The organism is Rhizobium tumorigenes, assembly GCF_003240565.2.
Classification (GTDB): Bacteria; Pseudomonadota; Alphaproteobacteria; order Rhizobiales; family Rhizobiaceae; genus Rhizobium; species Rhizobium tumorigenes.
Genome location: NZ_CP117255.1, coordinates 1,659,120 through 1,685,697, shown reverse-complemented (window position 1 = coordinate 1,685,697; position 26,578 = coordinate 1,659,120). Strand labels below are relative to the sequence as shown.

General features: G+C 61.4%; 21 protein-coding genes and 1 pseudogene. 17 read left to right on the top strand and 5 right to left on the bottom strand.

Features of this window, described 5'->3' with window-relative positions:
- Positions 1-65: 65 nt before the first annotated feature.
- The 4 genes from PR017_RS08350 (at position 66) to exoR (ending at position 6,134) form a co-directional block, all read left to right on the top strand.
- The gene (locus PR017_RS08350) at positions 66-2,993 is read left to right on the top strand and encodes a valine--tRNA ligase (RefSeq protein WP_111221739.1); all 2,928 of its coding nucleotides are present in this window, start codon (positions 66-68) and stop codon (positions 2,991-2,993) included.
- 403 nt (positions 2,994-3,396) lie between these two features.
- Complete coding sequence (locus PR017_RS08345; RefSeq protein ID WP_111221740.1) at positions 3,397-4,665, top strand: OmpP1/FadL family transporter; 1,269 nt, start codon at positions 3,397-3,399, stop codon at positions 4,663-4,665.
- 352 nt (positions 4,666-5,017) lie between these two features.
- A complete protein-coding gene (locus PR017_RS08340; RefSeq protein WP_111221741.1) occupies positions 5,018-5,338 on the top strand; it encodes a hypothetical protein in 321 nt (106 codons plus the stop codon).
- Positions 5,331-6,134, top strand: a complete 804-nt coding sequence (exoR, locus tag PR017_RS08335; protein WP_111221742.1) for an exopolysaccharide production regulator ExoR — start codon at positions 5,331-5,333, stop codon at positions 6,132-6,134. The genes PR017_RS08340 and exoR overlap by 8 nt, the downstream gene beginning before the upstream one ends.
- Positions 6,135-6,155: 21 nt before the next feature.
- Here exoR and xth read toward each other — a convergent pair whose 3' ends face one another.
- Positions 6,156-6,947, bottom strand: a complete 792-nt coding sequence (gene xth, locus PR017_RS08330; protein ID WP_111221743.1) for an exodeoxyribonuclease III — start codon at positions 6,945-6,947, stop codon at positions 6,156-6,158.
- Between the two features lie 125 nt (positions 6,948-7,072).
- Entirely contained in the window at positions 7,073-7,405 is a 333-nt protein-coding gene (gene erpA, locus PR017_RS08325; RefSeq protein WP_111221744.1) for an iron-sulfur cluster insertion protein ErpA, read from the bottom strand.
- 206 nt (positions 7,406-7,611) lie between these two features.
- Between erpA and PR017_RS08320 the strand changes: the two genes are divergently transcribed.
- The 12 genes and pseudogenes from PR017_RS08320 to PR017_RS08265 all read left to right on the top strand — a co-directional run bounded on the left by PR017_RS08320 (position 7,612) and on the right by PR017_RS08265 (position 22,640).
- Positions 7,612-8,829: a deoxyguanosinetriphosphate triphosphohydrolase gene (locus tag PR017_RS08320; RefSeq protein WP_111221745.1), complete on the top strand. Its 1,218-nt coding sequence runs from the start codon at positions 7,612-7,614 to the stop codon at positions 8,827-8,829.
- Positions 8,830-8,883: 54 nt separating this feature from the next.
- Complete coding sequence (gene argS / locus PR017_RS08315) at positions 8,884-10,644, top strand: arginine--tRNA ligase (RefSeq protein WP_111221746.1); 1,761 nt, start codon at positions 8,884-8,886, stop codon at positions 10,642-10,644.
- Positions 10,645-10,704: 60 nt separating this feature from the next.
- Positions 10,705-13,740, top strand: a complete 3,036-nt coding sequence (locus PR017_RS08310) for an SPOR domain-containing protein (RefSeq protein ID WP_111221747.1) — start codon at positions 10,705-10,707, stop codon at positions 13,738-13,740.
- Between the two features lie 112 nt (positions 13,741-13,852).
- The gene (gene nagZ / locus PR017_RS08305; RefSeq protein ID WP_111221748.1) at positions 13,853-14,866 is read left to right on the top strand and encodes a beta-N-acetylhexosaminidase; all 1,014 of its coding nucleotides are present in this window, start codon (positions 13,853-13,855) and stop codon (positions 14,864-14,866) included.
- 49 nt (positions 14,867-14,915) lie between these two features.
- Positions 14,916-15,737 (top strand): segregation and condensation protein A, encoded by an 822-nt coding sequence (locus tag PR017_RS08300; protein ID WP_425070023.1) that lies wholly within the window; start codon positions 14,916-14,918, stop codon positions 15,735-15,737.
- Between the two features lie 35 nt (positions 15,738-15,772).
- Positions 15,773-16,453: an SMC-Scp complex subunit ScpB gene (scpB, locus tag PR017_RS08295; protein WP_111221976.1), complete on the top strand. Its 681-nt coding sequence runs from the start codon at positions 15,773-15,775 to the stop codon at positions 16,451-16,453.
- A 187-nt stretch (positions 16,454-16,640) separates the two neighbouring features.
- Positions 16,641-16,874 carry a twin-arginine translocase TatA/TatE family subunit gene (locus PR017_RS08290; protein ID WP_111221750.1) on the top strand — a complete coding sequence of 78 codons (234 nt, stop codon included), beginning with the start codon at positions 16,641-16,643 and terminating at the stop codon, positions 16,872-16,874.
- A gap of 54 nt (positions 16,875-16,928) precedes the next feature.
- Positions 16,929-17,513, top strand: a pseudogene (gene tatB, locus PR017_RS08285) (Sec-independent protein translocase protein TatB); the annotation flags it as partial.
- A gap of 275 nt (positions 17,514-17,788) precedes the next feature.
- A complete protein-coding gene (tatC, locus tag PR017_RS08280) occupies positions 17,789-18,616 on the top strand; it encodes a twin-arginine translocase subunit TatC (protein WP_111221752.1) in 828 nt (275 codons plus the stop codon).
- A gap of 102 nt (positions 18,617-18,718) precedes the next feature.
- The gene (gene serS / locus PR017_RS08275) at positions 18,719-20,002 is read left to right on the top strand and encodes a serine--tRNA ligase (RefSeq protein WP_111221753.1); all 1,284 of its coding nucleotides are present in this window, start codon (positions 18,719-18,721) and stop codon (positions 20,000-20,002) included.
- Positions 20,003-20,218: 216 nt separating this feature from the next.
- On the top strand, positions 20,219-20,872 hold the full coding sequence (locus PR017_RS08270; protein ID WP_111221754.1) for a protein-L-isoaspartate(D-aspartate) O-methyltransferase: 654 nt from the start codon (positions 20,219-20,221) through the stop codon (positions 20,870-20,872).
- A gap of 166 nt (positions 20,873-21,038) precedes the next feature.
- Entirely contained in the window at positions 21,039-22,640 is a 1,602-nt protein-coding gene (locus PR017_RS08265; protein ID WP_111221755.1) for a LysM peptidoglycan-binding domain-containing M23 family metallopeptidase, read from the top strand.
- Positions 22,641-22,845: 205 nt separating this feature from the next.
- On the opposite strand, the gene PR017_RS08260 is transcribed toward PR017_RS08265, so the two are convergent.
- The 3 genes from PR017_RS08260 to PR017_RS08250 all read right to left on the bottom strand — a co-directional run bounded on the left by PR017_RS08260 (position 22,846) and on the right by PR017_RS08250 (position 26,020).
- Positions 22,846-23,088, bottom strand: a complete 243-nt coding sequence (locus PR017_RS08260) for a GNAT family N-acetyltransferase (RefSeq protein ID WP_206423215.1) — start codon at positions 23,086-23,088, stop codon at positions 22,846-22,848.
- A 296-nt stretch (positions 23,089-23,384) separates the two neighbouring features.
- Positions 23,385-24,932 (bottom strand): putative bifunctional diguanylate cyclase/phosphodiesterase, encoded by a 1,548-nt coding sequence (locus PR017_RS08255; protein ID WP_111221756.1) that lies wholly within the window; start codon positions 24,930-24,932, stop codon positions 23,385-23,387.
- Positions 24,933-25,144: 212 nt separating this feature from the next.
- On the bottom strand, positions 25,145-26,020 hold the full coding sequence (locus PR017_RS08250; RefSeq protein ID WP_425070022.1) for an ATP-binding protein: 876 nt from the start codon (positions 26,018-26,020) through the stop codon (positions 25,145-25,147).
- Positions 26,021-26,219: 199 nt separating this feature from the next.
- Between PR017_RS08250 and yajC the strand changes: the two genes are divergently transcribed.
- Positions 26,220-26,570, top strand: coding sequence for a preprotein translocase subunit YajC (gene yajC / locus PR017_RS08245; protein ID WP_111221757.1), 351 nt, complete (start codon positions 26,220-26,222; stop codon positions 26,568-26,570).
- The last annotated feature ends 8 nt before the right edge of the window (positions 26,571-26,578 follow it).

Here is a 26,578-nt window from a genome sequence, read left to right as displayed (position 1 = left end):
ATTGACTTGCCGACGGCCATCCTGTTTACCAACCGGCATCATCGAACTCTAGATCCGGTCCCAAAATGCTCGAAAAGACCTATGATTCTGCCGCTGTTGAGCCGAAAATCGCCCAGAAATGGGACGAGGCCGACGCGTTTCGCGCTGGTGCCAATGCCAAGCCGGGAGCCGAGACGTTCACGATCGTCATTCCGCCGCCGAACGTCACCGGTTCGCTGCATATGGGCCACGCGCTCAACAATACGTTGCAGGACATCATGGTGCGTTTCGAGCGCATGCGCGGCAAGGACGTGCTCTGGCAACCAGGCATGGACCATGCGGGTATTGCCACGCAGATGGTCGTCGAGCGCAAGCTGAAGGAACTGCAACTGCCGGGCCGTGTGGCCATGGGCCGCGATGCCTTCATCGACAAGGTCTGGGAATGGAAGGACGAGTCGGGCGGCCTGATCTTCAACCAGCTGAAGCGCCTCGGCGCCTCCTGCGACTGGTCGCGGGAGCGCTTCACCATGGACGAGGGGCTTTCGGAAGCCGTCCTCAAGGTCTTCGTGTCGCTCTACAAGGAAGGCCTGATCTATCGCGGCAAGCGGTTGGTCAACTGGGACCCGCAGTTCGAAACCGCGATCTCCGACATCGAGGTCGAAAGCCGCGAAGTCAACGGCCATATGTGGCACTTCAAGTACCGCCTGGCCGGAGGCGAGACATATACCTATGTCGAGAAGGATGCCGACGGCAACGTCACCTTCCAGGAGGAGCGCGACTACATCTCGATCGCGACCACCCGGCCGGAGACGATGCTGGGCGATGGCGCCGTGGCCGTCCATCCCTCGGATACACGTTATGCGCCAATCGTCGGCAAGCTCTGTGAAATCCCGGTCGGGCCGAAGGAGCATCGCCGCCTGATCCCGATCATCACCGACGAATATCCGGAACCGGACTTCGGCTCCGGCGCGGTGAAGATCACCGGCGCCCATGATTTCAATGACTACCAGGTCGCCAAGCGCAACGACATTCCGCTCTACCGGCTGATGAACGGCCGCGCCGAAATGCGCGATGACGGCGAGCCCTATGCGGTCTGCGCTGCCCAGGCGCAGGCGATTGCCCGCGGCGGCGACATGCCGACGGAATCCGAAATCGACGACATCAACCTCGTACCGGAAGACTATCGCGGTCTCGACCGGCTCGTCGCCCGCAAGCGCATTGTGGATGCGATCAACGCCGAGGGCTTGGCTGTCACTGTCAAGGATGCCGAAGGCAACGATATTCCCTACGTCGAAGCCAAGAAGATCATGCAGCCGTTCGGCGACCGCTCGAACGTCGTCATCGAGCCGATGCTGACCGACCAGTGGTTTGTCGATGCGAAGACGCTGGCAGGGCCGGCCATCGCCTCCGTGCGCGAAGGCCGCACCAATTTCGTGCCGAAGAACTGGGACAAGACCTATTTCGAGTGGATGGACAACATCCAGCCCTGGTGCATTTCGCGCCAGCTCTGGTGGGGTCACCAGATCCCGGCCTGGTACGGCCCGGATGGTCAGGTTTTCGTCGAAAAGACCGACGAAGAGGCGCTGCAGGCTGCGATCCAGCACTACCTGTCCCATGAAGGTGTCTGGAAGGCCTGGGTCGAGGAGAAACTGGAGAACTTCAAGCCCGGCGAAATCCTCATCCGCGACGAGGATGTGCTCGACACCTGGTTCTCGTCCGCTCTCTGGCCGTTTTCGACGCTCGGCTGGCCTGAGCAGACGCCGGAGCTTGCCCGCTACTATCCGACCAACGTGCTGGTCACGGGTTTCGACATCATCTTCTTCTGGGTCGCCCGGATGATGATGATGGGCCTGCACTTCATGAAGGACGACGCCGGCAACGGGGTCGAGCCGTTCAACACGGTCTATGTTCATGCGCTGGTTCGCGACAAGAGCGGCCAGAAGATGTCGAAGTCGAAGGGCAACGTCATCGACCCACTTGAACTGATCGATGAGTACGGTGCCGACTCGCTGCGTTTCACATTGGCGATCATGGCAGCACAGGGGCGTGACGTGAAACTCGATCCGGCACGCATAGCCGGCTACCGCAACTTCGGCACCAAGCTGTGGAATGCGACGCGGTTTGCGGAGATGAACGGCGCTGCCAGCGGCGCGCATTTCGTGCCCGAGGCGGCTGAACTGACGGTCAACCGCTGGATCCTGACAGAATTGGCGCGCACCACCCGCGATGTCACGGAGGCACTCGAGGCTTACCGGTTCAACGATGCGGCCGGCGCTCTCTATCGCTTTGTCTGGAACCAGTTCTGCGACTGGTACCTGGAACTGCTGAAGCCTGTCTTCATGGGCGAGGAAGAGGCCGACAAGGTCGAGGCGCAGGGCTGCAGCGCCTACGTGCTGGAGGAGATCTACAAGCTTCTGCATCCGTTCATGCCGTTCATGACGGAAGAGCTCTGGGCTCACACGGCCGGCGAGGGCAAGGAGCGTGACGGATTGATCTGCCACGCCGACTGGCCGGTGCCGTCCTACGCTGACGATGTCGCGGCCGCAGAGATCAACTGGCTGATCGACCTGGTCTCGGGTATCCGTTCGGTCCGCTCGGAAATGAACGTGCCGCCAGCAGCCACAGCGCCGCTGGTGTTCGTCGATGCCAATGGCGTCACCCGCGAGCGGCTGTTCCGCCACGATGCAGCGATCAAGCGGCTTGCCCGCGTCGAGGCGATCTCGCTTGCCGAAGCTGCGCCGAAGGGCTCGGCACAGATCGTCATCGGCGAGGCGACTGCATGCCTGCCGCTAGGCACATTGATCGATATCGACGCCGAGCGCAGCCGGCTTGAAAAGGCCGTCGCCAAGGCACAGGCTGAGGCGGATCGCATCGTCGGGAAATTGTCGAACGAGCGGTTCGTTGCCAATGCCAACCCCGAAGTCGTGGCTGCCGAACGCGAACGGCTGGAGGAGCTACAGAGCCAGCTGGCCAGCCTCAAGGTCGCTCTGACAAGGCTTGGCGAAGTCAGCTGATCGTCACAGCCGCTGGAGAATCGTTCGGTGGATTACAATGGGCGTACCGCGAAAGTGGTGCGCCCTTCTTGAATCCATGAGAAAATTCGACTTCAGGTGGATCGGCTGGATTCGAATTATAGTCTTGGGTTGAATACGAAACCCCTCACTTTAAGGGGGCAGTTATATTTCGCTGCTGTGGTCCGTTTGATACATCGAACGCAAGAGATAGAAAGAGAATCTATTGCGCGCGTTGAACGATGCATTCTCCGGAAGAAAATTTTGCGCTTTGTGATATTCGAGCGATGGGGTGACGCCAGTTCTCCCGGTGATCACACCGGTATCGATGTAACGGGCTCACCGTTGCGTTGCCTATTCTTGCGATGGCCGTAAGATCGCCGCAGTAGGGTACCGGGGAAGTGTAATGGGACATCGTGCAGTGGCCAAGGCCGCCCTCGTGCTGCTTGCCGGCTGTAGCTTCGTCAGTTCCGCTTACGCCGGCGGCATTGAACGCGCTGGCTACGACATCGACCTGCTCTTCGACAAGTCACGCTATGCCTTCGAAGGCGGCGTTACATTCGTGTTGCCCGACCGGAAGCTCACCGATGCGCGTGACATCAATCCACGCGATGGCAACCTCAACAATCGCCCGCACTCCGTCAGCGACGGTCCCAATTTCGGCGTGCCTTCCGTGGGCATCAAGATCGGCATCACCGACGACGTCGATTGCCTGGCCGATTACTCCGAGCCGTTCGGCGCGCATTCCAATCCCGGGACGAACTGGGCCGGTGCCAACTACAACACCGAGGAAAAGATCTACAGCCACAACTACGGCCTGACCTGCTCCTACAAGTTCGACGCGGGTCCGGGCCAACTGCGGCTGATCGGCGGCAGCTTCTTCCAAGAGGTGGGCGGCTTCAAGCAGGAACTGGTGGCACCCCTGCCGGCGCCTCTGTCGTCGCTTTACAGCGGCATGGGGCGCCTTGACATCAGTGGCAGCGGCTGGGGCTGGCGCTCCGGTGTCGCTTATGAAATCCCCGAATACGCGATGCGCGCCAGCCTCGTCTACAACAGCCAAGTTGACTACGACAATCTGGCCGGCACGGTCGACCTCAGCGCTGTGCCGAAGATTGCCGTCCCCGGCAATCCAGCTGTCGGCACGGTCACGCCCGTCTACGGCTCTGCCACGGCGCCGGATTCCTTGGAGCTGAAGCTGCAGACCGGCATCGCGCCCGACTGGCTGGCCTTCGGTTCCGCCAAATGGACCAACTGGAGCACGCTGCAGAGTATCGCATTCTGTCCGAAATCGACGCGCGGACTGGTTGCCTGCAGGCCGGGCAGTGCGGTGGAACTCACTTCCCTCGATCTCCTCTACAAGGACGGATGGACGTTGAGCGGCGGTATCGGACACAAGTTCAATGCCCAGTGGAGCGGCGCCGTCAGCCTCACCTGGGACCAGGGCACGAGCCAGGGATATGGTTTGTCGTCGGATACTTGGATGCTTGGGGCAGGCCTCTCCTTCTCGCCGACCGAGCATGTCGAGTATCGGCTTGCCGGCGCTGTCGGTTTGTTGACGTCAGGCAAGTCCGGCACCGTCACATCAGACGGTGTGACCTATGGCGACGATGTCACCTATCGCTACGGCAACGATTTCGTCGGTGCCCTTTCGACATCGGTCAAGGTCAAGTTCTAGCTGGCTCAATCAATATTTCCCCATCCCTATCCGCTCCGTACAGTTGCTCGGGGTGGGACACGTGCGCGCCGTTGCGCCATTTTGTGACGAAATCGCAACACTCGTTTGCAACCGTTTACGCTGCCCCGTCCTGCGGGAAATCTGTCCATTTCCCGCCACAAAGAGAGCGCACCGATAAGTGCGGGCTCAGGGCGAGCCTGTCTGAAAACGTGTAGTGGGGATCTTCATGCTGGTTTCGGAGAATGTCAGACAAGTGTCATAACCGAGGTTCGAGTAACTTCGAGAAAATAGGCGTAGCTTCCTGTTTCCATGGTGCTTTTTGAAATTTAATGAGTCTGCCTATCGATCCCTGATGAAGAATTTTTTGACGTTTGAAGAGCCAAAAAATTCTCTGTTGGACGTGCCTACGCTGGTTTGGTCACAATTTCGCGATACGGTTGAAAATGTGACGAAAGGCGAGGCGGCAAATGTTTCCGAAGTTTGGAAACGGCTTGCCGCAGCGCTTGGACAAGCGGCGAGTGGATCCTGGAGCGGGGGCGTTCTCAAGGTCCGGTCGGAATGGAATGCGGGCCGGTGTATGCGGCTTGTGGGAGTTTATCCGGCGCTGAACGGTGACGAGGGGTTGATCGTGGCGTATCCGGATAGAGCGAAAGAAATCGACTGTGATGCTTAGATCCGAGTTTCCATCAGTACGAGTTATATGGCTTGGCATGGCGTTGATCGTGCCGGCTGCCGTTGCGGCACCTGCTTTGGCCTTTGATATCAATGCCGGCGTCTCAAAGGAATCGGGACCCTTCGACCTCTTCAAGTTCGGCTTCAAGGCCTACAAGAACGGCCAGAAGGAAGAAGCCGTCGAAGCTTACAAATATGCGGCCGAAAAAGGCCATACCGGCTCGCGCTGGGCACTTGCGAACATGTATGCCGATGGCGACGGCGTTGCACAGGACGACTTCGAGGCCTTCAAGATCTACAACGAGATCGCCCAGCAAGGCGTCGAACCCGGGTCCGAAGACACCGGCTTCTTCATCAATGCGCTGCTTTCTCTCGCCAACTACTACAAGAGCGGAATTCCCAATACACCGGTCAAGACGGACCTGAACCAGGCGCGCCAGCTGTATTTTCAGGTCGCATCGACCTTTGGTATCGCCGAGGCACAGTTCCAGCTGGCGAAGATGATGCTGTCGGGCGAGGGCGGCACGCCGAATGTCCAGCAGGCGAAGAAGTGGCTCAATCAGGCTCGCAAGAGCGGCCATCCCGGCGCCATGGCCGTGTTCGGCAATATCCTTTTCCAGGAAGGCCAGTCGACACGCGGGCTGGCGTTCATGACGGCGGCCCTCGACAAGTGCAAGCCGAAGGATTGTCCGTGGATGGAAGACCTGCAGGAGCAGGCTTTCTCCGTCGCCAACGAGAACGACCGCCGCAACGCCGTCGTCATGGCCCACAAACTCGACGTGACCGCTCCAGAGTAAAGGGGCGGGCGTAATTGCCCGCTAGGCCGCAAAATCGAAATGGGCGACGACCGGTACGTGGTCGGACGGTTTTTCCCAGGCGCGAACGTGTTTTTCGACGGCGGCAGATGTCATCCTGTCGGCAGCTTCCGGTGACAGCATCAGATGGTCGATGCGGATGCCGTTGTTTTTTGGCCAGGCACCGGCCTGATAATCCCAGAACGTATAGAGCTTCGCCTGGTCGCTGGTGGCGCGTAGGGCATCGGTGAGGCCGAGATTTTCCAGTCTCCGGAAGGCCTGGCGCGTCTGCGGTAGATAGAGCGCGTCGCTGGCCCATGCCTTCGGATCGAAACAGTCCTGCGGCTCCGGGATGACATTGTAGTCACCGGCAAGGATCAGCGGCTCCTCGAGCGCCAGGCGGCCGGCTGCAAAGGCCTGCAGGCGCTCCATCCAGGCGAGCTTGTAGGGATATTTTTCGGTATCGATCGGATTTCCATTCGGAAGATAGATGCAGCCGACCCTCAGCGTCCGGTCGCCGGCGATGGAGACGCAGGCTTCCATGAAGCGCGACTGCTCGTCGGTATCGTCGCCCGGCAGGCCACGGATCACCGCATCCGGCTTCTGCTTCGACAGGATCGCCACGCCGTTGAAGCCCTTCTGGCCGTGGGTCTCGACATGGTAGCCGAGCTCCTCGATCTGCAGCCTCGGAAAGCCCTCGTCGACTGATTTGATTTCCTGCAGGCAAGCGATATCGGGACTGGAATCCTTCAGCCACTGGCAAAGGTTGTCGATGCGGGCCTTGATGCCGTTGATGTTCCAGGTGGCGATTTTCATGGGCGAGGGACTCCTTGGATTGCCCCTTTTATCGTTACGACCGGCGCTTGGCCATTGGCTTCAGGACAAAAGAAAACCGGCCGGCGGCTGTGCCGTCGACCGGTTCTGGAATGCTGTCTGTCGGTTCAGACCGAGAAGCTGGTGCCGCAGCCGCAGCTGGCGACCGCGTTCGGATTGTTGATCTGGAAGGACTGGCCGAGCAGGTTGTCGACGAAATCGATCTGCGAGCCTGCCATGTAGATCAGCGACAGCTTGTCGATGAAGACTGTGGCGTCGCCCTTGGCAACGACGATGTCGTCCTCGGCGGGGGCTTCGACGAGATCGAATTTGTAGGAAAAGCCCGAGCAGCCACCGCCTTCGACGGCGACGCGCAGCGCGCTCTTGCCGGTTTCGGCGCTGACGATTGCGGCTATGCGCTTGGCGGCGGAATCCGAAAGGGTTACAGTTGTTTCGGTCATGATGTCCTCCTGCCGGGGTCAAGGCCCGGAGAGAATGAGTTGAGGATGGCGTTCAAACGCCTGATATCGAACAAGGCTATCACCAAACTTCTGGCGGCGACAGCAACAGTTGGGTGTTTTCGCCGGACTGCTTTGCCGTTCCTTGAAACTGTAGGTATGAAGGCCGGAACGCGGCGTCAATGGCCAGCGGCCGAGATGGATGGATTATGACGATCGACAGGCATGCATTGGGTTTCGGCACGGGCGAACGGGCGATCTATGCGGCAGACCCCTGGACAACGCGCGGCCGGCTCTATGACGAATCCTCAAGCCCGACCCGGTCCGATTTCCAGCGCGACCGAGACCGCATCGTCCACACAACCGCCTTCCGGCGGCTGAAACACAAGACGCAGGTTTTTATCGCGCAGGACGGCGATCATTATCGCACGCGGCTGACGCACACGATCGAGGTGGCGCAGGTGGCAAGGGCGCTGGCCCGGGCGCTGCGGCTCGACGAGGATCTGGCGGAGGGCGTGGCGCTGGTCCATGATTTCGGCCATACGCCGTTCGGCCACACCGGCGAGGATGCGCTGCACGAGATGCTGCAGCCCTATGGAGGCTTCGACCACAATGCCCAGTCGCTGCGCATCGTCACCAAGCTCGAGCGGCGCTATGCCGAGTTCGACGGGTTGAACCTGACTTGGGAGACGCTCGAGGGACTGGTGAAGCACAATGGCCCGCTGCTGGCGCCGGACGGCAAGGGCACGCACGGGCCGGTGCCGCAGCCGATCCTCGATTACTGCGAATTGCACGATCTCGAGATCGGCAGCTATGCCAGCCTCGAGGCGCAGACGGCGGCGATTGCCGACGATATCGCCTACAACACGCACGATATCGACGATGGCCTGCGCTCCGGCTATCTGAGTTTCGAGATGCTGGAGGATATCCCGTTTCTGGCCGGGCTGATGGCCGAGGTGAGGGACCGTTACCCCAATCTGGAAGCCAGCCGGTTTACCCATGAGATCATGCGTCGGCAGATCACCCGCATGGTCGAGAACGTCATTTCGGTGGCGCAGGAAAATCTCGCCTCGATCCGGCCGACGAGCGCTCAGGATATCCGCAATGCCGGCCGCGTGGTCGCCGCCTTCTCGCCCGACATGGCCGAGACCGACAGGCAGATCAAGGCTATGCTGTTCAAGCGCATCTACCGGCATCCCGATATCATGCGCATCCGTGCGGGTGCCGCTCAGATCGTCACCGATCTTTTCCACGCCTATATGGCCGATCCGCGCGAGATGCAGAGCCATTACTGGGTGGATCATATCTCCGGCCTCGCCGATGCCGCCAAGGCCCGGCATGTCGGCGATTATCTGGCCGGAATGACTGATACCTATGCCATAAGTGCCCACAGGCGATTGTTTGACCAGACTCCCGATTTGCGTTAGGCACCGGGTCGCCGACGGATGGCTGACTGAAACCGCCCATGCTTGGAACTGATTATGAACCTATTCACAGACTTCGAAGCCAGAGTTAAGCTCGCCCTTGAAGATATTGATATCATCAAGGAAAAGCGATCCGAGCTGGACTTTCGCCGCGTCGCCGTCGAGCCGCCGCGCGATCCTAGTCATGGCGATGTGGCCACCAATGCTGCGATGGTGCTGGCGAAAGCCGTGGGCACTAACCCGCGCGTGCTGGCCGACGCCATCTGTGTCCGGTTGCGCGAAGATGCGGATATCGCAGAAGTTTCCGTCGCCGGTCCGGGCTTCATCAACATCCGCCTGTCCATCGGCTACTGGCAGCGCCTTCTGTCCGGCGTGATTGCCAATGGCGAGACGTTCGGACGGTCGACCGTCGGGGACGGCATCAAGGTCAATGTCGAATACGTGTCGGCCAATCCCACCGGGCCGATGCATGTCGGTCATTGCCGTGGCGCTGTTGTCGGCGACACGTTGGCCAATCTGCTGGAGTTCGCCGGCTATGGCGTCACCAAGGAATATTACATCAATGACGCCGGCTCGCAGATCGACGTCCTGGCGCGCTCGGTGTTCCTGCGCTACCGCGAGGCACTCGGCGAGCAGATCGGCGAAATTCCGGCGGGACTGTACCCGGGCGATTATCTCGTGCCGGTTGGCAAAGCTCTGGCGGATGAATTCGGCACCAAGCTGCGTAGCATGCCGGAAGACCAGTGGCTGCCCATCGTCAAGGACAAGGCCATCGACGCCATGATGGCCATGATCCGCGAGGATCTTGCAGCTCTCAACGTGCGGCATGACGTGTTCCTGTCCGAGCGGACGCTGCACGCCAACGGCGCTGCGCCGATCCGCACCGCGATCAACGACCTCACCTTCAAGGGCTTCGTCTACAAGGGAACCCTGCCGCCGCCTAAGGGGCAGGTGGCAGAGGACTGGGAAGATCGCGAGCAGACGCTGTTCCGCTCGACCGAGGTCGGCGACGACATGGATCGACCACTTATTAAGTCGGACGGCTCCTACACCTACTTTGCTGCCGACGTTGCCTACTTCAAGAACAAGTACGACCGTGGCTTCAACGAAATGATCTACGTCCTCGGCGCCGACCATGGGGGCTACGTCAAGCGGCTGGAAGCGGTGGCCCGTGCGGTCTCCGACGGTAAGGCCAAGCTGACGGTGTTGCTGTGCCAGCTGGTCAAGCTGTTGCGCAACGGTGAGCCGGTGAAGATGTCGAAGCGTTCCGGCGACTTCGTGACGCTCCGCGAGGTCGTCGACGAAGTCGGCCGCGACTCTGTGCGCTTCATGATGCTCTACAGAAAGAGCTCCGAGCCGCTCGACTTCGACTTCGCCAAGGTGACCGAGCAGTCGAAGGACAACCCTGTCTTCTACGTGCAATATGCCCACGCGCGCTGCATGTCGATCTTCCGCCAGGCGAAGGAAGCATTCCCGGGTCTGGAAGTATCTGTCGAGGAAATGGCGGCTGCCGTCCATGGTGCGATTGTCGATCCGACGGAGCTGGCGCTTGTCGCCAAACTAGCGGAGTTTCCGCGAATCATCGAGAGTGCGGCGCTGGCCCAGGAGCCGCATCGCATCGCATTTTACCTGTATGACCTGGCGAGTTTCTTCCACGGACACTGGAATAAAGGTAAAGATTTTCCGGAATTACGATTTGTTAACGATAAAAACCGAGAATTGAGCATTGCCAGACTTGGGCTGGTGCACGCTGTCGCGTCGGTTTTGAAATCTGGTCTCGGTATTACCGGGACCGCAGCACCGGCTGAAATGCGATAAACGTCACCATTTACCCACATTGCGCTGGCAATAGCGTAGCAGTTGCGGGTGGATGAAGTAATGGCTGAAAAACAGTTGGCGTACCGCGCAGGCGGAAAAGATGAGTTCTTCGCGGACGACGATCCGCTCGCCGAACTCGCCCGCATCGTCGGATACGACAAGCGGCCATCCACACCTGTCGCTGCAAACCAGCGGCAGGAGCCGGCTTTCGATCTCGAGGACGAGTTGCTCCGCGAGTTCGAGCGTTACGACGCGCCGCGCACTCCCCAGGCATCCCAGCCCAGCCCAGCCGTTTATTCTGAGCCTGTGTACGGGAACGGGACGCCTGCCAACGATTTCGCCGCCGTCGAACCGACGCATGCGCCGGAGCCGCAGGCCGAAGTGCAGGCCGCGTACGAAGCTCCGCATGCAGAGCAGGTGCTGCAGCCGGAAGAGCCAGTTCATGCTGAGCCAGCGGTCGTCGATGCCTCGCATTTTGAACCGGCTGCGGAGAGCTGGGATTCGGTCGTCGAGCCGACCACCATGCCGGTCGCTGCCGAAGAATTGGAAGAACTGGCGTCTGCGCCTGAGGTTGGCAACCGCGATCTGGTCGACGAACTGGAAATGTCGATCTCCGCACCGGACGTGCAGCCGGCCGCGCCGAGAACGCAGCAGTGGGCTGCAGCCACCATTCGATTGCCGCTTGCGAATTTCAATGCTCCACGCCGCGAGCCGACGATGGATGCCTTCGGCGCGGTCGAGCCTGTGCCCACCGTTGAAGCTGTTGCGCCTGCTGCGCCGCCGGAAGTCGCGACCGTTGCACACGAACCCGTCGCAGAATTCGTGGCGCACGAGCAGCCTGCCTATCGTGTGGATATGGACCGTGACGAAGCAATACAGGCCGAGGCGCCTGTGGTTTCCGAGCACGAGCCGACTCTGGCTCGTATGGAAGAAGAATCCCCGGCTGCCAGCGTCGATCTCGCACCTGCGGCCCGCGAAGACGAAATGGCTTCCGCTTCTGTTGTGCCGGAACCTGTCCATGTGCCGGCTGCGAGCAGCTACCAGGGTCTTGATATCGACGATCTCCTGGCAGACGTATCGCGTTATCCCGTGCCGTCGCGCGAACAAATCGCCGCGCGGATCGATCCTTCACTCGTCAATCCGGCAGCACCACGTCCGACGATGGCCACGCCTGTCATGGCCCAGCCTGAACCGGTGAAGTTACCTGACCCCGAGCCGGTCGTTGCTGCTGCGGACGAAGACTTCGATGGCTTCGACGAGCATGATTTCGACCTCGATCTTGCCGATATCGAACTGGAACTGGCGGAACTCGATTTTGCCGACCCGAAGTCGCTCGCAGAGGTCGAAAAGCCTGCAAAGGCTGCTGAGCCGGCAACCGACTGGAGACAGCCGGAGCCTGTGGCCGCCGTCCAGCCTTCTCCAAACTATGCTGCTGCAGCCGCCGCTACCTATGCCAGCGCTGCTGCGCCAACTTATGCCAGCGCTGCTGCGCCTGCAGAACCGCGAGCCGCCGTCCACGAGGCTGAACCCGTCGTCGACAGCTACCAGGAACTGCCATTCGATCCCAATGAGATTTCGGAGACGGAAGACCGGGTCGAGACGTTCGAGGATATCCACGTTCCGGCACTGCCGCCGGCGGAACCGGACGAGCCGGTCGCTGCGGCTCCGGACTACGATTTCGACATCGATGCGGAGATGGCGAGCCTGTTCAGTGCGCCGGCCGATACTTCGCCCGAGCCAGCCTCGGCGCCATCCATGACGGAAGCTGCATTCCCACCGGGAGTGGCAACGTCTGTTCCCGTTCGCGGCGTCACGATGCAGCAGAAGACCGGCGGAGGCCTCGACGAGTTCGAACGGGCGCTGGAGGAAGATTTCCGCCAGAGTTTCCGCGAAACATCCAGCCGGCCTGAGAATGTCTCGCCGATGATGTTCGAATCGTCGCACACGGCCAACGACCGCTGGCGGGCGCGTTCCATGCGCGGGATCGCCATCGCTGCTGCCGCTGTCGTCGTGCTCGGTGGCGGCGCCTATGGCATGTACCGCTGGGTCTCCCATAACGGGTCGCCGATCAGCTTTGCATCTGGTGAGCCACGCGTCATCACTGCCGACAAGGATCCCGTGAAGGTCGTTCCGACCGATCCGGGTGGCAAGGTGGTGCCGAACCAGGACAAGGCGGTCTACGACCGTGTTGCCGGCGCGGCCACCCAGCCGCCGAAGCAGAAGGAACTCGTGACTTCGGACGAGCAGCCGGTCGACGTCGTCCAGAAGACGCTGATCCCCGAAAACAGCCTTCCCGATGACAATGACGGCAGCGGAGAAGCCAACCTGTCGACACCCGTCGGCGAAACCGAAGATCCGCGCCTGTTGCCAGGCCAAGGCAACCCTGCGGCCACCAGCCAGGACGGCAATTCCGGCGTTGCGGCGCGCCGCGTTCGCACCATGATCGTCAAGCCTGACGGCTCGCTCGTGGCTCGCGAAGAGGCGGCTCCCGCAGATGACAGCGCAACGCCAGCCGCCCCCGCTGCGACTGCAGCGCCGACGACGCCTGCTGCCGGCAACACCCAGATTGCATCGTCCGACGACGGCGATGCGCCGAGTGCCGACAGCGCTCCGATCCGCATGGTGAAGACGACGCAGCTTGCCAACGTACCCGCTGCTGCCCAGCCGCCGGCCAACACGCCTGCCGCCGGCTCCACCGACGCAGCACCGGTGCCGACGGCCCGTCCGACGCAAACAGCATCGGCAGCCCCCGTAGCCGCCAAGCCTCCGGTTGCTCCTCAGCCTGTTCGTGTGGCTTCGGCCACGCAGGCAGCGCAGCCGGTCAAGACCGCACCCGCAGCTACGGCCTCGGCCGGCGGCTATGGCATGCAGATCGCGTCGCTGCCTTCCGAGCAGGAGGCCAAGCGCTCGCAGGCCAACATGGCGGCGAAATATGCCAGCGTCATCGGTGGCCATCCGATGGAGGTTCGCAAGGTCGACATCGCCGGCAAGGGTACATACTACCGCGTCCGTGTCGCGGTTGGCTCCAAGGACGACGCCGCAGCGCTCTGCGTCAAGTTCCGGGCTGCCGGCGGCACGTGCCTGATCTCGAAATAAGCGATCCAGCTATCGCAGACAGTGAACGGCGGACCTCGGTCCGCCGTTCTTTTTTGTGCACGAGTGGCCGCCTGCGCTCGTCATCGAGCCCTGCCACCCTTATGATTCTGGCATGACCGAATCGAAAGCAATGATCCTGGGCTGTAGCGGCCTGTCCATCACTCCCGAAGAGCGCGCCTTTTATGCCGGCGAGCGGCCGTGGGGTTTCATCCTGTTTGGCCGCAACATTGGCGAGCCGGCGCAGATCGCCGACCTCGTGGCTGCCCTTCGCGACAGCGTCGGTGCCGATGTGCCCGTCATGATCGACCAGGAGGGCGGACGGGTGCAGCGTATCCGTCCGCCGATCCTGCAGCACTATCCGTCAGGCCAGGCGCTCGGAGATATCTACCGCCGCGACCGCGATGCGGGCCTGCGCGCCGCCTGGCTGATGTCACGACTGCACGCCTTCGATCTCCTGAAATTCGGCATCAACATCGATTGCCTGCCGGTGCTCGACGTTCCCGTCGAGGGCAGCAGCAATGTCATCGGCAACCGCGCCTATGGCGGCGACCCGGTAACCGTGACCGAGATGGGCCGCGCCGCATCGGAGGGCCTGAAGGCCGGCGGCGTGCTGCCTGTCATGAAGCATATGCCGGGCCATGGCCGGGGCTTTGCGGATTCGCATCATGAATTGCCTGAGGTATCCGTGTCCCGGGCAGACCTCGAAGCGCATGATTTCCCTCCGTTCGTCGCGCTGAAGGACGAGTTGATGGCCATGACCTGTCACGTCGTCTTCACCGCCATCGATCCCGACAACCCTGCAACGACATCGAAGATCGTCATCGACGAGGTCATTCGCGACTTCATCGGCTTCAGGGGACTTCTGATCTCCGACGATACCTCTATGAATGCGCTGGCTGGCACGATTGGCGAGCGGGCTCGGAATATCATTGGCGGCGGCTGCGATATCGTGTTGCATTGCAATGGCATTATGGACGAAATGAAGCAGGTGGTGCGCGCAGTGCCTGCGCTTTCGGGCGAGGCTCTTGCGCGGACCAAGGCTGTAGAGGCTGCGTTCGGGCAGGGCGATGGTGCCGACGAGGCGGCCATTCGCGCCGAGTTCGACGGGATGCTGTCGATCGCCTGACAAGAGCGATCTGCGAGGGGCGAGATTGGATAACGGCAAGGCCACGGATATGACCAAAGCGGCGGCAACGCCGATGGATCGGCTGTGGCAAGAACCTGCCGTCGATCGCGATCCGCAGGAGCCGGCACTGGTAATAGACATCGCCGGGTTCGAAGGGCCGCTCGACCTGTTGCTGCATCTTGCCCGCAACCAGAAAGTCGATCTGGCGCGGATATCGGTGCTGGCGCTGGCCGAACAATATCTGGTCTTCGTCGAAACCGCGCGCCGGGTCCGCATCGAGCTTGCCGCCGACTACCTTGTCATGGCGGCGTGGCTTGCCTTTCTCAAATCGAAGCTGCTCATTCCGCAGCAGAACAAGGATGACGGACCGAGCGGCGAGGAAATGGCCGAGGCGCTGGCCTTCCGGCTGAAGCGGCTCGAAGCGATGCGGGATGCCGCCGCCAGCCTCGTCAACCGCAACCGGCTCGGCCGCGATGTGTTCGCCCGGGGGGCGCCGGAGCACATTCCGGACCAGCGGCAGTCGGCCTTCGACGCCAGCCTCTACGATCTTCTCAATGCCTATGCAGGCCTGCGCCAGCGTCAGGCGATCACCCAGGTGACGATCGAGCGGCGGACCGTGTGGTCGCTCGTCGAGGCGCGCGCCATCCTGACACGGATGATCGGCGACGTGCCTGAATGGACGGCGCTCGAGCATTACCTGCTGCGCTACATGACAAGCCCGAGCGAGCGCGTGACCGCCATCGCCAGCGCTTTTGCGGCGTCGCTGGAGCTTGTGCGCGAGGGCAAGATGGAGATCCGTCAGGAAGGCGCCTTCCAGCCGCTCTACATGCGTCGTGGCCCGAAGCACGCCATTCTCGACGCTGCGGAATAGGAGTGGCCGTGTCGGAGGGGCAGGCAGAGGGTGAGATGACGGGCGAGGGCGCAGCAGCTGATGCAGCGCGGCTGACAGAGGCCGAGCGGATTACCGAGGCACTCATCTTCGCCTCGGCGATGCCGGTCTCCGAAGCCTATATCCGCGACCGGATTGCCGCCGGCATCGACGTCCGCGCCATGCTGCTGCGGCTGCGCGAAAATTACGCGGGGCGGGGCGTCAATCTCGTCCAGGTCGACGATGCCTGGGCATTCCGGACGGCTGCCGACCTGTCCTTCGTAATTCGGCGCGACGAGCACGAGGTCCGCAAATTGTCGCGCGCCGCGCTTGAGGTGCTGTCGATCGTTGCCTACCACCAGCCGGTGACGCGGGCCGAGATCGAGGATATCCGCGGCGTGCAGACATCGAAGGGAACGCTGGACGTGCTGATGGAGGCGGGCTGGGTCCGCTTCCGGGGACGCCGGCGCACACCGGGAAGGCCGGTAACACTGGGCACGACACGCGATTTTCTCGATCATTTCGGGCTGGAAGAGCTGCGCGACCTGCCGGGGATCGAAGAGCTCAAGGGAGCAGGGCTTCTCACCGGGCGTATCCCCGCCAATTTCGCCATGCCCTCGCCTGTGATGAGCGACGAGCTTACCGAGGACGAGGATCCGATCACCCAGCTCGACCTCGAGGAACTGGGATTGCTGGCGCCGACGGGTGCGCCGGATTGACGCCGGTTGCGGCCACGATTGCTTCGACAACCCGTCTTTGTTCCGCCACAGGATGAGATGACTATGGATGGCGAAAGCGGGCAGCGATGGATGGTGGTATCAAGTCTTAGCGACCGGGCGATTTTGGTGTTTGAAAAAGCTCGGCAAACCGCTTACATCCAAGGGACATAACACAAGGGGTATCGTCATGGGTTCTTTTAGTATGTGGCACTGGCTGATCGTTCTGGCCATCGTGCTGTTGTTGTTCGGCCGCGGCAAGATCCCGGAACTGATGGGCGACGTTGCCAAGGGCATCAAGAGTTTCAAGAAGGGCATGACCGACGAGGACGAAACGGCTGCGCCGCGCGATCAACCCCGTGGCGATCCCATCCGCCCCGAAATGGGCCGCACCGTCGATCACAAGGCCGACGAAACGAAATAACCAGGATGGGGTGCATGGCGGCCTTCTCGTGCCTTGCCCGCCCAGGAGCCTTTGATGTTCGATATAGGTTGGAGCGAACTGCTCGTCATAGCGGTTGTTTTGATCGTTGTCGTTGGCCCGAAAGACTTGCCGCCCATGCTGCGAACTTTCGGCAAGATGATGACGCGTTTTCGCAAGGTGGCCGGTGATTTCAGGGCGCAGTTCGACGATGCCCTGCGAGAGGCTGACCTCGACGATGTCCGCCAGACGATTGCCGATGCCCAGAAACTCAATCCGGCGCACAGCCTGCGCGAGGCAATGAACCCGTTGCGGCAGATGGGCAACGACATCAAGGCCGACCTGCAGCGTTCGACCGCAGTCGAACGCCCAGCAGACCCGCAGATGCTGCCGAACGCCGATGGCGTTGCGCCGGCGCCCACCACTCCGGTTGTTGCCGAAGCCCCGGTCGTGGCTCCAGCACCTGCCGTGATCGCAGAGGCAGCTGCGGTGGCATCCGGGGCAGCCGTGAAGCCCAAGGCGGTGCGCAAACCGCGCGCCAAGCCGGAGCTGATCGCCACCGAGGTGCCGACCCCCGAGACGATGGTCGAAGCGATCCCGGCGCCGAAGGTCGCGCGCAAGCCGCGCGTGCGGGCCGAAGCGCTCGACGTGCAGGCCTCGGCTCCTGTCGTCGCGTCAGTGCCCGTCGTCAAGGAAGTTCTTTCCCCCTCGAGCCCCGCTCGCCGGACCGGCGCAATGGCGCAGGCTGCTGATATGGAAGGGTCTTCCGTCGTGGAGCCAGCCCAGGTCGGGCTGCCCGCTGCCGACAAGCCGAAGCGGGCGCGCAAGCCAGCCGCGCCGAAGCCTGCTGTCGATAACGCTGCTCCACAGCAGGCGGATGGGACCTCGAACACGCCTGCCACCAAGGAAGACGATGCATGACCAGTGATATCGGCGATAAGCCGCAGCCGCTTATCGAACATCTCATGGAATTGCGGACGCGGCTGATGTGGTCCATCGCCGCGTTCTTCGTCGCCTTCATGGTGTGCTTCGCCTTCGCCAAGCAGCTGTTCAACTATCTCGTCTACCCCTACAAATGGGCCGTGATCTGGGCCCATCTCGATGTGGCCAAGTCGCAGCTGATCTACACGGCGCCGCAGGAATTCTTCTTCACGCAGGTCAAGGTGGCTATGTTCGGCGCCTTGGTCATCGCTTTCCCGATCATCGCGGCACAGATCTACAAATTCGTCGCGCCCGGTCTCTACAAGAACGAGCGCAATGCTTTCCTGCCATTCCTGATCGCCTCGCCGGTGCTGTTCCTGATGGGCGCGGCGCTGGTGTATTTCTTCTTCTGCCCGATGGTGATGTGGTTCTTCCTGAAGATGCAGCAGTCGCCGGCCGATGGTGAAATCGCCATCTCGCTGATGCCGAAGGTGTCGGAATATCTCAGCCTGATCATGACGCTGGTGTTTTCTTTTGGCCTGGTCTTCCAGTTGCCGGTCATCACCACGCTGCTTGCCCGGGTCGGATTGCTAACCTCGACATGGCTTGCGGAGAAGCGCAAGTTCGCGATCGTGCTTGCCTTTATCGCTGCTGCCATACTGACGCCGCCGGACCCGATGTCGCAGATCGGCCTTGCCGTTCCAACCATCCTTCTCTACGAGATTTCGATCTACGCTGCACGCATGGTGGAGCGCAGCCGCAAGCGACAGGGTGAAGAAGAGACCGCGTCCTCTTCGGCCGTCGTACCGCGCGACGAAGATTGATTTTTTAACGCCGCATTCCTTGCGGTATCGCCTTTTAACTCCGGCCGGAGGCTTGGTCAGGCCCCGGCCGGAGCTGTTTTCACGAAGCGACCGGGAACGACGATGCTCGATATCAGATGGATCCGTGACAATGCCGAAGCCCTCGATGCCGCGCTTGCCAAGCGCAGCGCCGAGCCGCAGGCGCAAAGCATCATCGCACTGGACGAAAAGCGCCGCTCCGTCGTCCAGGCGCTGCAGGACATGCAGTCCCGCCGCAATACCGCGTCCAAGGATATCGGCGCCGCCATGGCCCAGAAGAACAGTGCGCTCGCCGAGACGCTGAAGGCGGAAGTGGCCGAGATCAAGGTCGCCATGCCGGCCGCCGAGGCCGAGGAGCGCGAGTTGACGGCGGCCCTGACGGATGCCCTGTCGCGCCTGCCGAACATTCCCTTCGACGACGTACCGGTCGGCAAGGACGAGCACGACAATGTCGTTGCCCGCGTGGTCGGTGAAAAGCCGCGGTGGAACCATCCGCCGAAGGAGCACTTCGAGATCGGCGAAGCGCTCGGCTACATGGATTTCGAGCGGGCCGCCAAGATTTCCGGTTCGCGCTTTACCGTGCTGACGGGACCGCTGGCGCGGCTCGAGCGGGCGCTCGGCCAGTTCATGCTCGACCTTCATACGGCCGAGCATGGCTATACCGAAGTCAGCGCTCCGCTGATGGTGCGCGACGAGGCGATGTATGGAACCGGACAGCTGCCGAAATTCACCGAGGACCTGTTCCGCACGACCGATGGCCGCTGGCTGATCCCGACTGCCGAGGTGCCGCTCACCAACATGGTTTCGGGCGATATCCTCGAGCAGGACAAGCTGCCTTTGCGTTTTACCGCGCTGACGCCCTCCTTCCGTTCGGAAGCAGGTTCTGCCGGACGTGACACGCGCGGCATGCTGCGCCAGCACCAGTTCTGGAAGTGCGAGCTGGTATCCATCACCGACGCCGACAGCGCCGTTGCCGAGCACGAGCGGATGACCGCCTGCGCCGAAGAAGTGCTAAAACGTCTCGGGCTGCATTTCCGCACGATGATGCTGTGCACCGGCGACATGGGGTTCGGCGCCCGCAAGACCTATGACATCGAGGTCTGGCTCCCCGGCCAGGATGCCTATCGCGAAATCTCTTCGTGCTCCGTCTGCGGAGACTTCCAGGGCCGGCGGATGAATGCCCGCTACCGTGGCAAGGACGACAAGGCCACCACCTTCGTGCATACGCTGAATGGCTCCGGCACGGCCGTTGGCCGCTGCCTGATCGCAGTGCTCGAGAATTATCTCAACGAGGACGGCTCCGTGACTGTGCCTGAGGTTCTGGTGCCCTATATGGCTGGGTTGAAGACTATCGAGCGGGCAGCATAGCAGGACAGCGCCAGTGTCATCGACGAAGACTGACCACACCTTCGCGACCTCGCTGCCAGTGGCTGCGGGCGTCGCCGCCTGTGTCCTGTCGGGTGAGCGTGGCGAGATGCGCGCCTCACAGCAAAAACAGCTGCCGGTAACTTCTTTGAAACCCGATCACGCCAATTATGTCCCTCAGTCCGGCACATCGCGGGCGGTTGGTCACGGAGTAGCGGTTTGACAGCTCGACTTCTTGAGAGGGAAGGTTTTGCGGCCGTCGTGCTGCGGCTGCGTGCCGAAGGCATTTCCGACATAGACCTCCTGACGGCCGTGGAGCAGACGCCGCGCTCGCTGTTCGTGCCGCCGCAGGCTGTCTCCGACGCCTATTCCAGCCGGACTATCCCGATCGAATGCGGATCCTTCATGGAAGGCATCGATCTCGTCATCAGGCTTCTCCACCATCTGAAGGTCCGGCCGGGCCACCGCGTACTCGAAGTCGGCACCGGCACCGGGTTCACAGCCGCCGTCATGGGCCGGCTCGGTGAACGGGTCCTGACGGTCGATCGCTACAAGACACTGACGGTTGCAGCCCAGAAGCGCATCGAGACGCTGGCGATGCGCAACGTCATCGTGCGCCAGGCGGACGGCAGCGCCGGCATGCCGGGCGAGGGCACGTTCGACCGCATCTTGGTGACCGGGGCCTTCCCCACCATGCCGCGCTTCTATGCCGACCAGCTGGTATCCGGCGGCTCGATGATCACGCCTGTAATGATAACGGATACCGTATGCCGCATGGTGCGCCTGACCAAGACAGGCAGCCGGTTCGAGCGCGAGGAACTGTTCGAAGTTCCCTACCTGCCGATCATCCCCAAGCTTGCTGCCTATCTCTGAGGCTTGCGGGATTGAAGCGCTTCGGCACGCCGCAGTCACTGGGCTGTGGACTATGGTTAGCAATTTCTCAAAAAAATCCACATGACTCCAGCGCCTTAACCGCATGGTAAGATTAACGCGCTTTAATGGAACTCAGAAATGGGTTGCGTCTTAAGTGGGTCGAGTCATGCGTTTCAGCTTTCCGTTACATATCAGCACAACGACAGGCAAGGTCCTGATTGCAGCATTTCTCGCGAGCGCCGCGACAGGCTGCAGTTCGGATGCCTCTCGTTTCTCGGGGATGTTCGCAAGCTCCGGTTCGAGCTCCGACACCATGACGACGGGGTCCATCCCGCGCCGGCAGCTGAGCGGTCTCGACCGCGATCCTGTCCCGCCCGCAAACGTGGCTTCCGGTCGATCGGATTACGGCAATGGCAATGCTGCCATGAACCAGCCCTATCCGTCGCAGCCGCAGACCTACAAGCCGGCTTATTCCAACGCCCGGAGCGCGGCCGCTCCTTCTGTCCAGCGTTCGCAGCTGGCCGCACCTGCCGGGATCGCGACATCCGACCACCTGTCGACACGGCCGCCGCGCGAAGAGCAGCAGGCTCTTGCGCAGCCTTATCCCGATGCCGCGCCGAACCGCGGGTCTGCTCCGCATTCGCTGGCCCCACCACGCGAGGCTCCAGATCGCATGGCGACCGGCAGCACGCCCGGCAAGCCGTCTGCCTGGACCGGCGATAACGCGCCAACCGTTACGCTGCGCCCCGGCGAGACGACAAAGACGCTTGCCAGCCGCTACGGCGTGCCGGAAAAGGAAATCCTGCGCGTCAACGGCCTGCAGAACTCCGCGTCCGCCCAGCCGGGCCGCTCCATCATTATTCCGACCATGAACGGCGGCGCCAATGTCGTTAAGGCATCGTCGCAGGCCGCAGATCTCGACAAGGGCGGCAAGCAGCCGATCCCGTCAAAGGCGCCCGAACAGGACGCCGCTGTTCTTCCGAACGGCAATACGGCCCGCGACAAACAGCAGATGAGCGCCGAAAACGGCTCCGGCAAGCTTTCGGCCGGCGCAGGCAAGGGTCCGACGCCAGGCAGCTACGTGGTCAAGCCGGGCGATTCGCTCACCAAGATCGCCAAGGCAACCGGAACGCATATCGACGCGCTGAAGGCGGCCAACGGCATCGGCAAGAACGGCATCCAGGTCGGCCAGACGCTAAAACTGCCCCACGGTGGCGCAACGCCTGCTGCCGACGATCTGAAGACGGCTTCGATCGCGCCGGAAAAGGCGCCGGTCAAGGCAACGGCACCCGTCGCTGCCGAGGAGCCGACCAAGGTCGCATCGCTGCCGACGCAGTCCGTCAATGACGCCCAGAAAACGGATGCCGGCTCCGCCGCACCGGAATCGACGGGCATCGGCAAGTATCGCTGGCCGGTGCGCGGCGCGGTCATCGCAGCCTACGGTGCCAATGTCGAAGGCAGCCGCAACGACGGTATCGACATCTCTGTGCCATCGGGCACGCCGATCAAGGCCGCCGAGAACGGCGTCGTTATCTACGCAGGCAATGGCCTGAAGGCGCTCGGCAACACGGTTCTGGTACGCCACGACGACGGCACGGTTACCGTATACGGCCATGCCGACACGCTGAGCGTGACCCGTGGACAGAAAGTGCAGCGCGGCCAGACACTCGCAACTTCCGGCATGAGCGGCAATGCCAAGCAGCCGCAGATGCACTTCGAGGTCCGCAAGAATGCTTCGCCGGTTAACCCAATGACCTTCCTTGAATAGATAGTGCGTCTCGAGGAGTTATGCAAAAAGCCCGGTCATGCCGGGCTTTTTGTCGTTTGGACGGCGCGTCTGCGTGGCAACGCTGCGTGGCAATTGCGACCCGTAGCCTCAGTGCAAGCGAGTGTTGCAATGAGACCTCGAATATTCGGCCTCCCTCGATATCGATGACTTCAGCGCGATGGGAAGACTGGCATGTTTGAGGCAGTTATCCAGGGCGTGTTTTTGTAAGTCGGATTTCGCTACCTTTTGCCTGCCGCTCGTTGCTCCAGCCGAGACGTTTGTAGAAATCCGCAGCGCGGCTGTCTTTGTCAGTTTCAAGCCAGATCTCGGAATGATGTCGGAACAGCTCGCTTTCCGCCTCAAGCACGAGCCTGGTGCCCAACCCCTTTCCCTGATGCGAAGGAAGAACGAATGCTGCAAAAAGTGAGGCGTCAGTGATAGCGATCATTGAGAAGCCAACATTTCACCGTCGAGGACGGCGACCCAAGCGCACGGCGAGGCGGAAATCATTGCAGAGATCGAAGCGTCCGTAATACCCATTTCTGTAAGACGCTCTCGGGATATGTGGTTTTCCCGCACGGAAGTCCGAACATAAAACAGCGCCGGAACATCAGCGGGTTCGGCAAGTCTAATGTCTACTGGCACGGCTCTTCCTTGGTTATGCAGATGATCCATCCAATATGCCACACCCCGTGCCATTGCGACAGATCAGCGGCATGACCGCGTTGGGCCGACAGGCCCGCCTCAGGCGACCATCATCTCCGAGGTTTCCACCAGTTTGCAATCGAGTTCGAGGAGGCGGGATGCTTCGGCGGCGGGGACGGCTTTGCCAAACAGGTAGCCCTGGCCGAGATTGCATCCCATCCGGGTCAGTGCCTGAAGTTGCTCTTCGGTCTCGATGCCTTCCGCCGTCGTCAGGATATCCAGCCCCTTGCCGAGGCCGATGATCGTTCTCAGGATCTTCTCGTTCTTCTTGCCGTCGGCGGCTTCCGAGACGAACATGCGATCTATCTTGATCTTATCGAAGCTAAATCGCGACAGCTGGCCAAGGCTCGAATAGCCCGTACCGAAGTCGTCGAGCGCAATTCGTATGCCGGCATTCTTGAGATCCGCGATGATGCGCTCGGCGGCGACCAGATCCTGGATGAGCGCCGATTCGGTAATCTCGATCTCGAGGCGCGAGGGAGGGAGTCCGGCTTCGGAAAGTATCGTCAGGATGCGGATCGCCAGCAGCCCGTCGTGCAGCTGGGTCGGCGACAGGTTGAAAGAGAGGATGACGCCGTTCGGCCAGGTGGCTGCATCGGCGCAGGCAACCCTGAAGAGCTTGACCGTCAGCTCGCCGATCAGCCCGGTGCGTTCGGCAAGGTCGATGAACACGGTGGGCGGCACGAACTTGCCCGGTTCCTGTTCCCAGCGGGCGAGCGCTTCGAAGCCGTTGATCCTGCCCGTATGGAGGTCGACGATCGGCTGGTAATAGGGCTTTATCGTATTTTTTCTCACCGCTTGACGAAGCTGCTTCTCGAGCTCGGAGCTTTCCTGCCACCGCTCGCGCATCGTCGGTTCGAAAGCCCGGATTTTTCGTGCCGGGTCGTTCTTTGCGGCTTCCATGGCCACTTCGGCGCAGCGCACGACGCTTGCCACGTCAGTTCCATCGTCGGGAAGGAGCGCGTGGCCGATTGCCACACCGATTTCGACTGCCTGTCCCTTGACGGCTAACGGTCTCGTCATCACAGCCGCTACCCGCTCGGCGATCTCGGCGTGGTCTTCTCCGGCGATGAATGCAACGAAGTCCCGTCCACCGGTCCTGAAGATATCGTCAGGCGGGAAGATTGCCTTCAGGCGCTCCGCCATCACCCGCAGAACGTCGTCTGCCGTCTTGTGGTCGAACAGGTCCTTGATCTTTTTAAAGCCGTCGAGCTGGACGGCGAAGACGCCAAGCTTCTCCTCCCCGCTATGGGGAGGGCAGCTAATGCGTTCTTCGAGAGACCGGCGATTGGGGAGCGCTGTCGTCTCGTCGTGACCGGACATCCACTTTACTCCCCGCTCGGCAATCTCGCGGCGCCCAACTTCACGGCTGAGATCGCGGATGCGGCGGATGGAATAGATCAGGCTGACGAACCCGGTGACGGTGACCGCCAGCGCCAGGTCGTCGAGCTGGTATTGGTCATTGCGGATGACAAAGTCGGAAACCGCCTCGAATGCCTGGAATTCGGTGCCCAACGCCCAGATGAGGGTGCCGAAGACACCGAGGAATATCGCTTCGTGGCCAGCTTTGCTTCGAAAAAAAGGCATGACATCTCCCAGGCGGTGGCTGTCATAGCCTTCTCAGAGGTCACTCATTTTCCTCGGCCCGAACATATCGCGGCATCATAAAGTAAATCTTAATTAGCAAGTTCCAATTGGAAATGATGTTTTATTCCTATACTTTGCGTGGAAAGTATTGTGGGAACGTTCAGGCTGAACGCTCGCACATCTCAGCGCGTCCTTGAACGGGTCGGGCGATATCAGTCGCGCGGCAGGTCGATCCGCTGTCGGCCGGCGAGATCCTGGATGTATTGCCAGGCAACGCGTCCAGAGCGTGCTCCCCGGGTCGTGGACCAAGCCAGTGCCTCCCGGTGCATTTCTTCTCGGTCAAGCGCGAGGTTGAAATGCTCGGCGTAACCATCGATCATCAACAGGTAGTCGTCCTGGCTGCATTTGTGGAAGCCGAGCCAAAGACCGAAACGATCGGAGAGCGAGACTTTCTCCTCGACGGCCTCTGACGGATTGATCGCCGTCGACTGCTCGTTTTCCATCATGCTGCGCGGCAAGAGGTGGCGCCGGTTGGACGTGGCGTAGAAGAGGACATTGTCGGGTCGGCCCTCGACACCGCCGTCGAGCGCTGCTTTCAGCGATTTATAGGCGGTGTCGTCGTGATCGAAGGAGAGGTCGTCGCAGTAGACGATGACACGCAGAGGCGCGGCCTTGACGATGTCGAGCAGCAGGGGCAGCGTCGAGATATCCTCCCGGTGGACCTCAACCAGTTTCAATGCGACGCCGGTCGAGCGGATAATGTCGGCGTGCACGGCTTTTACGAGCGAGGATTTGCCCATGCCGCGCGCGCCCCAGAGCAGCACGTTGTTGGCAGCAAAGCCCTCGGCGAAACGCAGCGTGTTTTCCTGCAGGATGTCGCGAACATGATCGACACCCCGGATGAGACCGATTGCCACGCGGTTCGGACGCGGCACTGGCTGCAGGTGCTCGCGGGCAGGGCTCCAGACGAAGCAGTCTGCAACATCCCAGTCATTGACGGCCGGTGGCGGGCCGGCCAGCCTTTCGACCGCCGATGCCAGACGGCGGAGTTCGGCAAGGATCAGTGCGTTTTGATCTTCGGTCACCATGTTTACTCCGGATGGGTTATGGGACGCAGCGGCAAAAGTTTATTTCGCTGCCGGGTAGCATGGCCTTTCCCCGGCCGAAAGGTTAAGAGGCTGAGAAAACGGTACGGTTATCGGCTGTTTTTGTTGCATTTGCCACGATCACAATGATATCTCGCGCGGTGTACGGGTTGTTTCCCGCCTGGATTTTGAGGAGTTCCCGATGTTTGTCACCAACGCATACGCCCAGAGCGCCACCGACACCGCCATGGGCGTGTTTGGCGGTTCCGGCATGGAAATGGTTTTCCTCTTCGTTCCGCTGATGGTCGTCTGGTATTTTCTCCTTATCCGGCCACAGCGCGCCCAGGCGCGCAAGCGTGACGACGTGCTGAAGAATATCCGTCGCGGCGACCAGATCGTCACGGGCGGCGGCATTGTCGGCAAGGTCGTCAAGGTCGTCGACGACAAGGAACTCGAAGTCGAGATTGCCGAAGGCGTCAAGGTCCGCGTTGTCCGTACGGCGATATCGGAAGTCCGCGTCAAGGGTGAACCGGTCAAGGCGGACGCAGCCTAGCATCGATA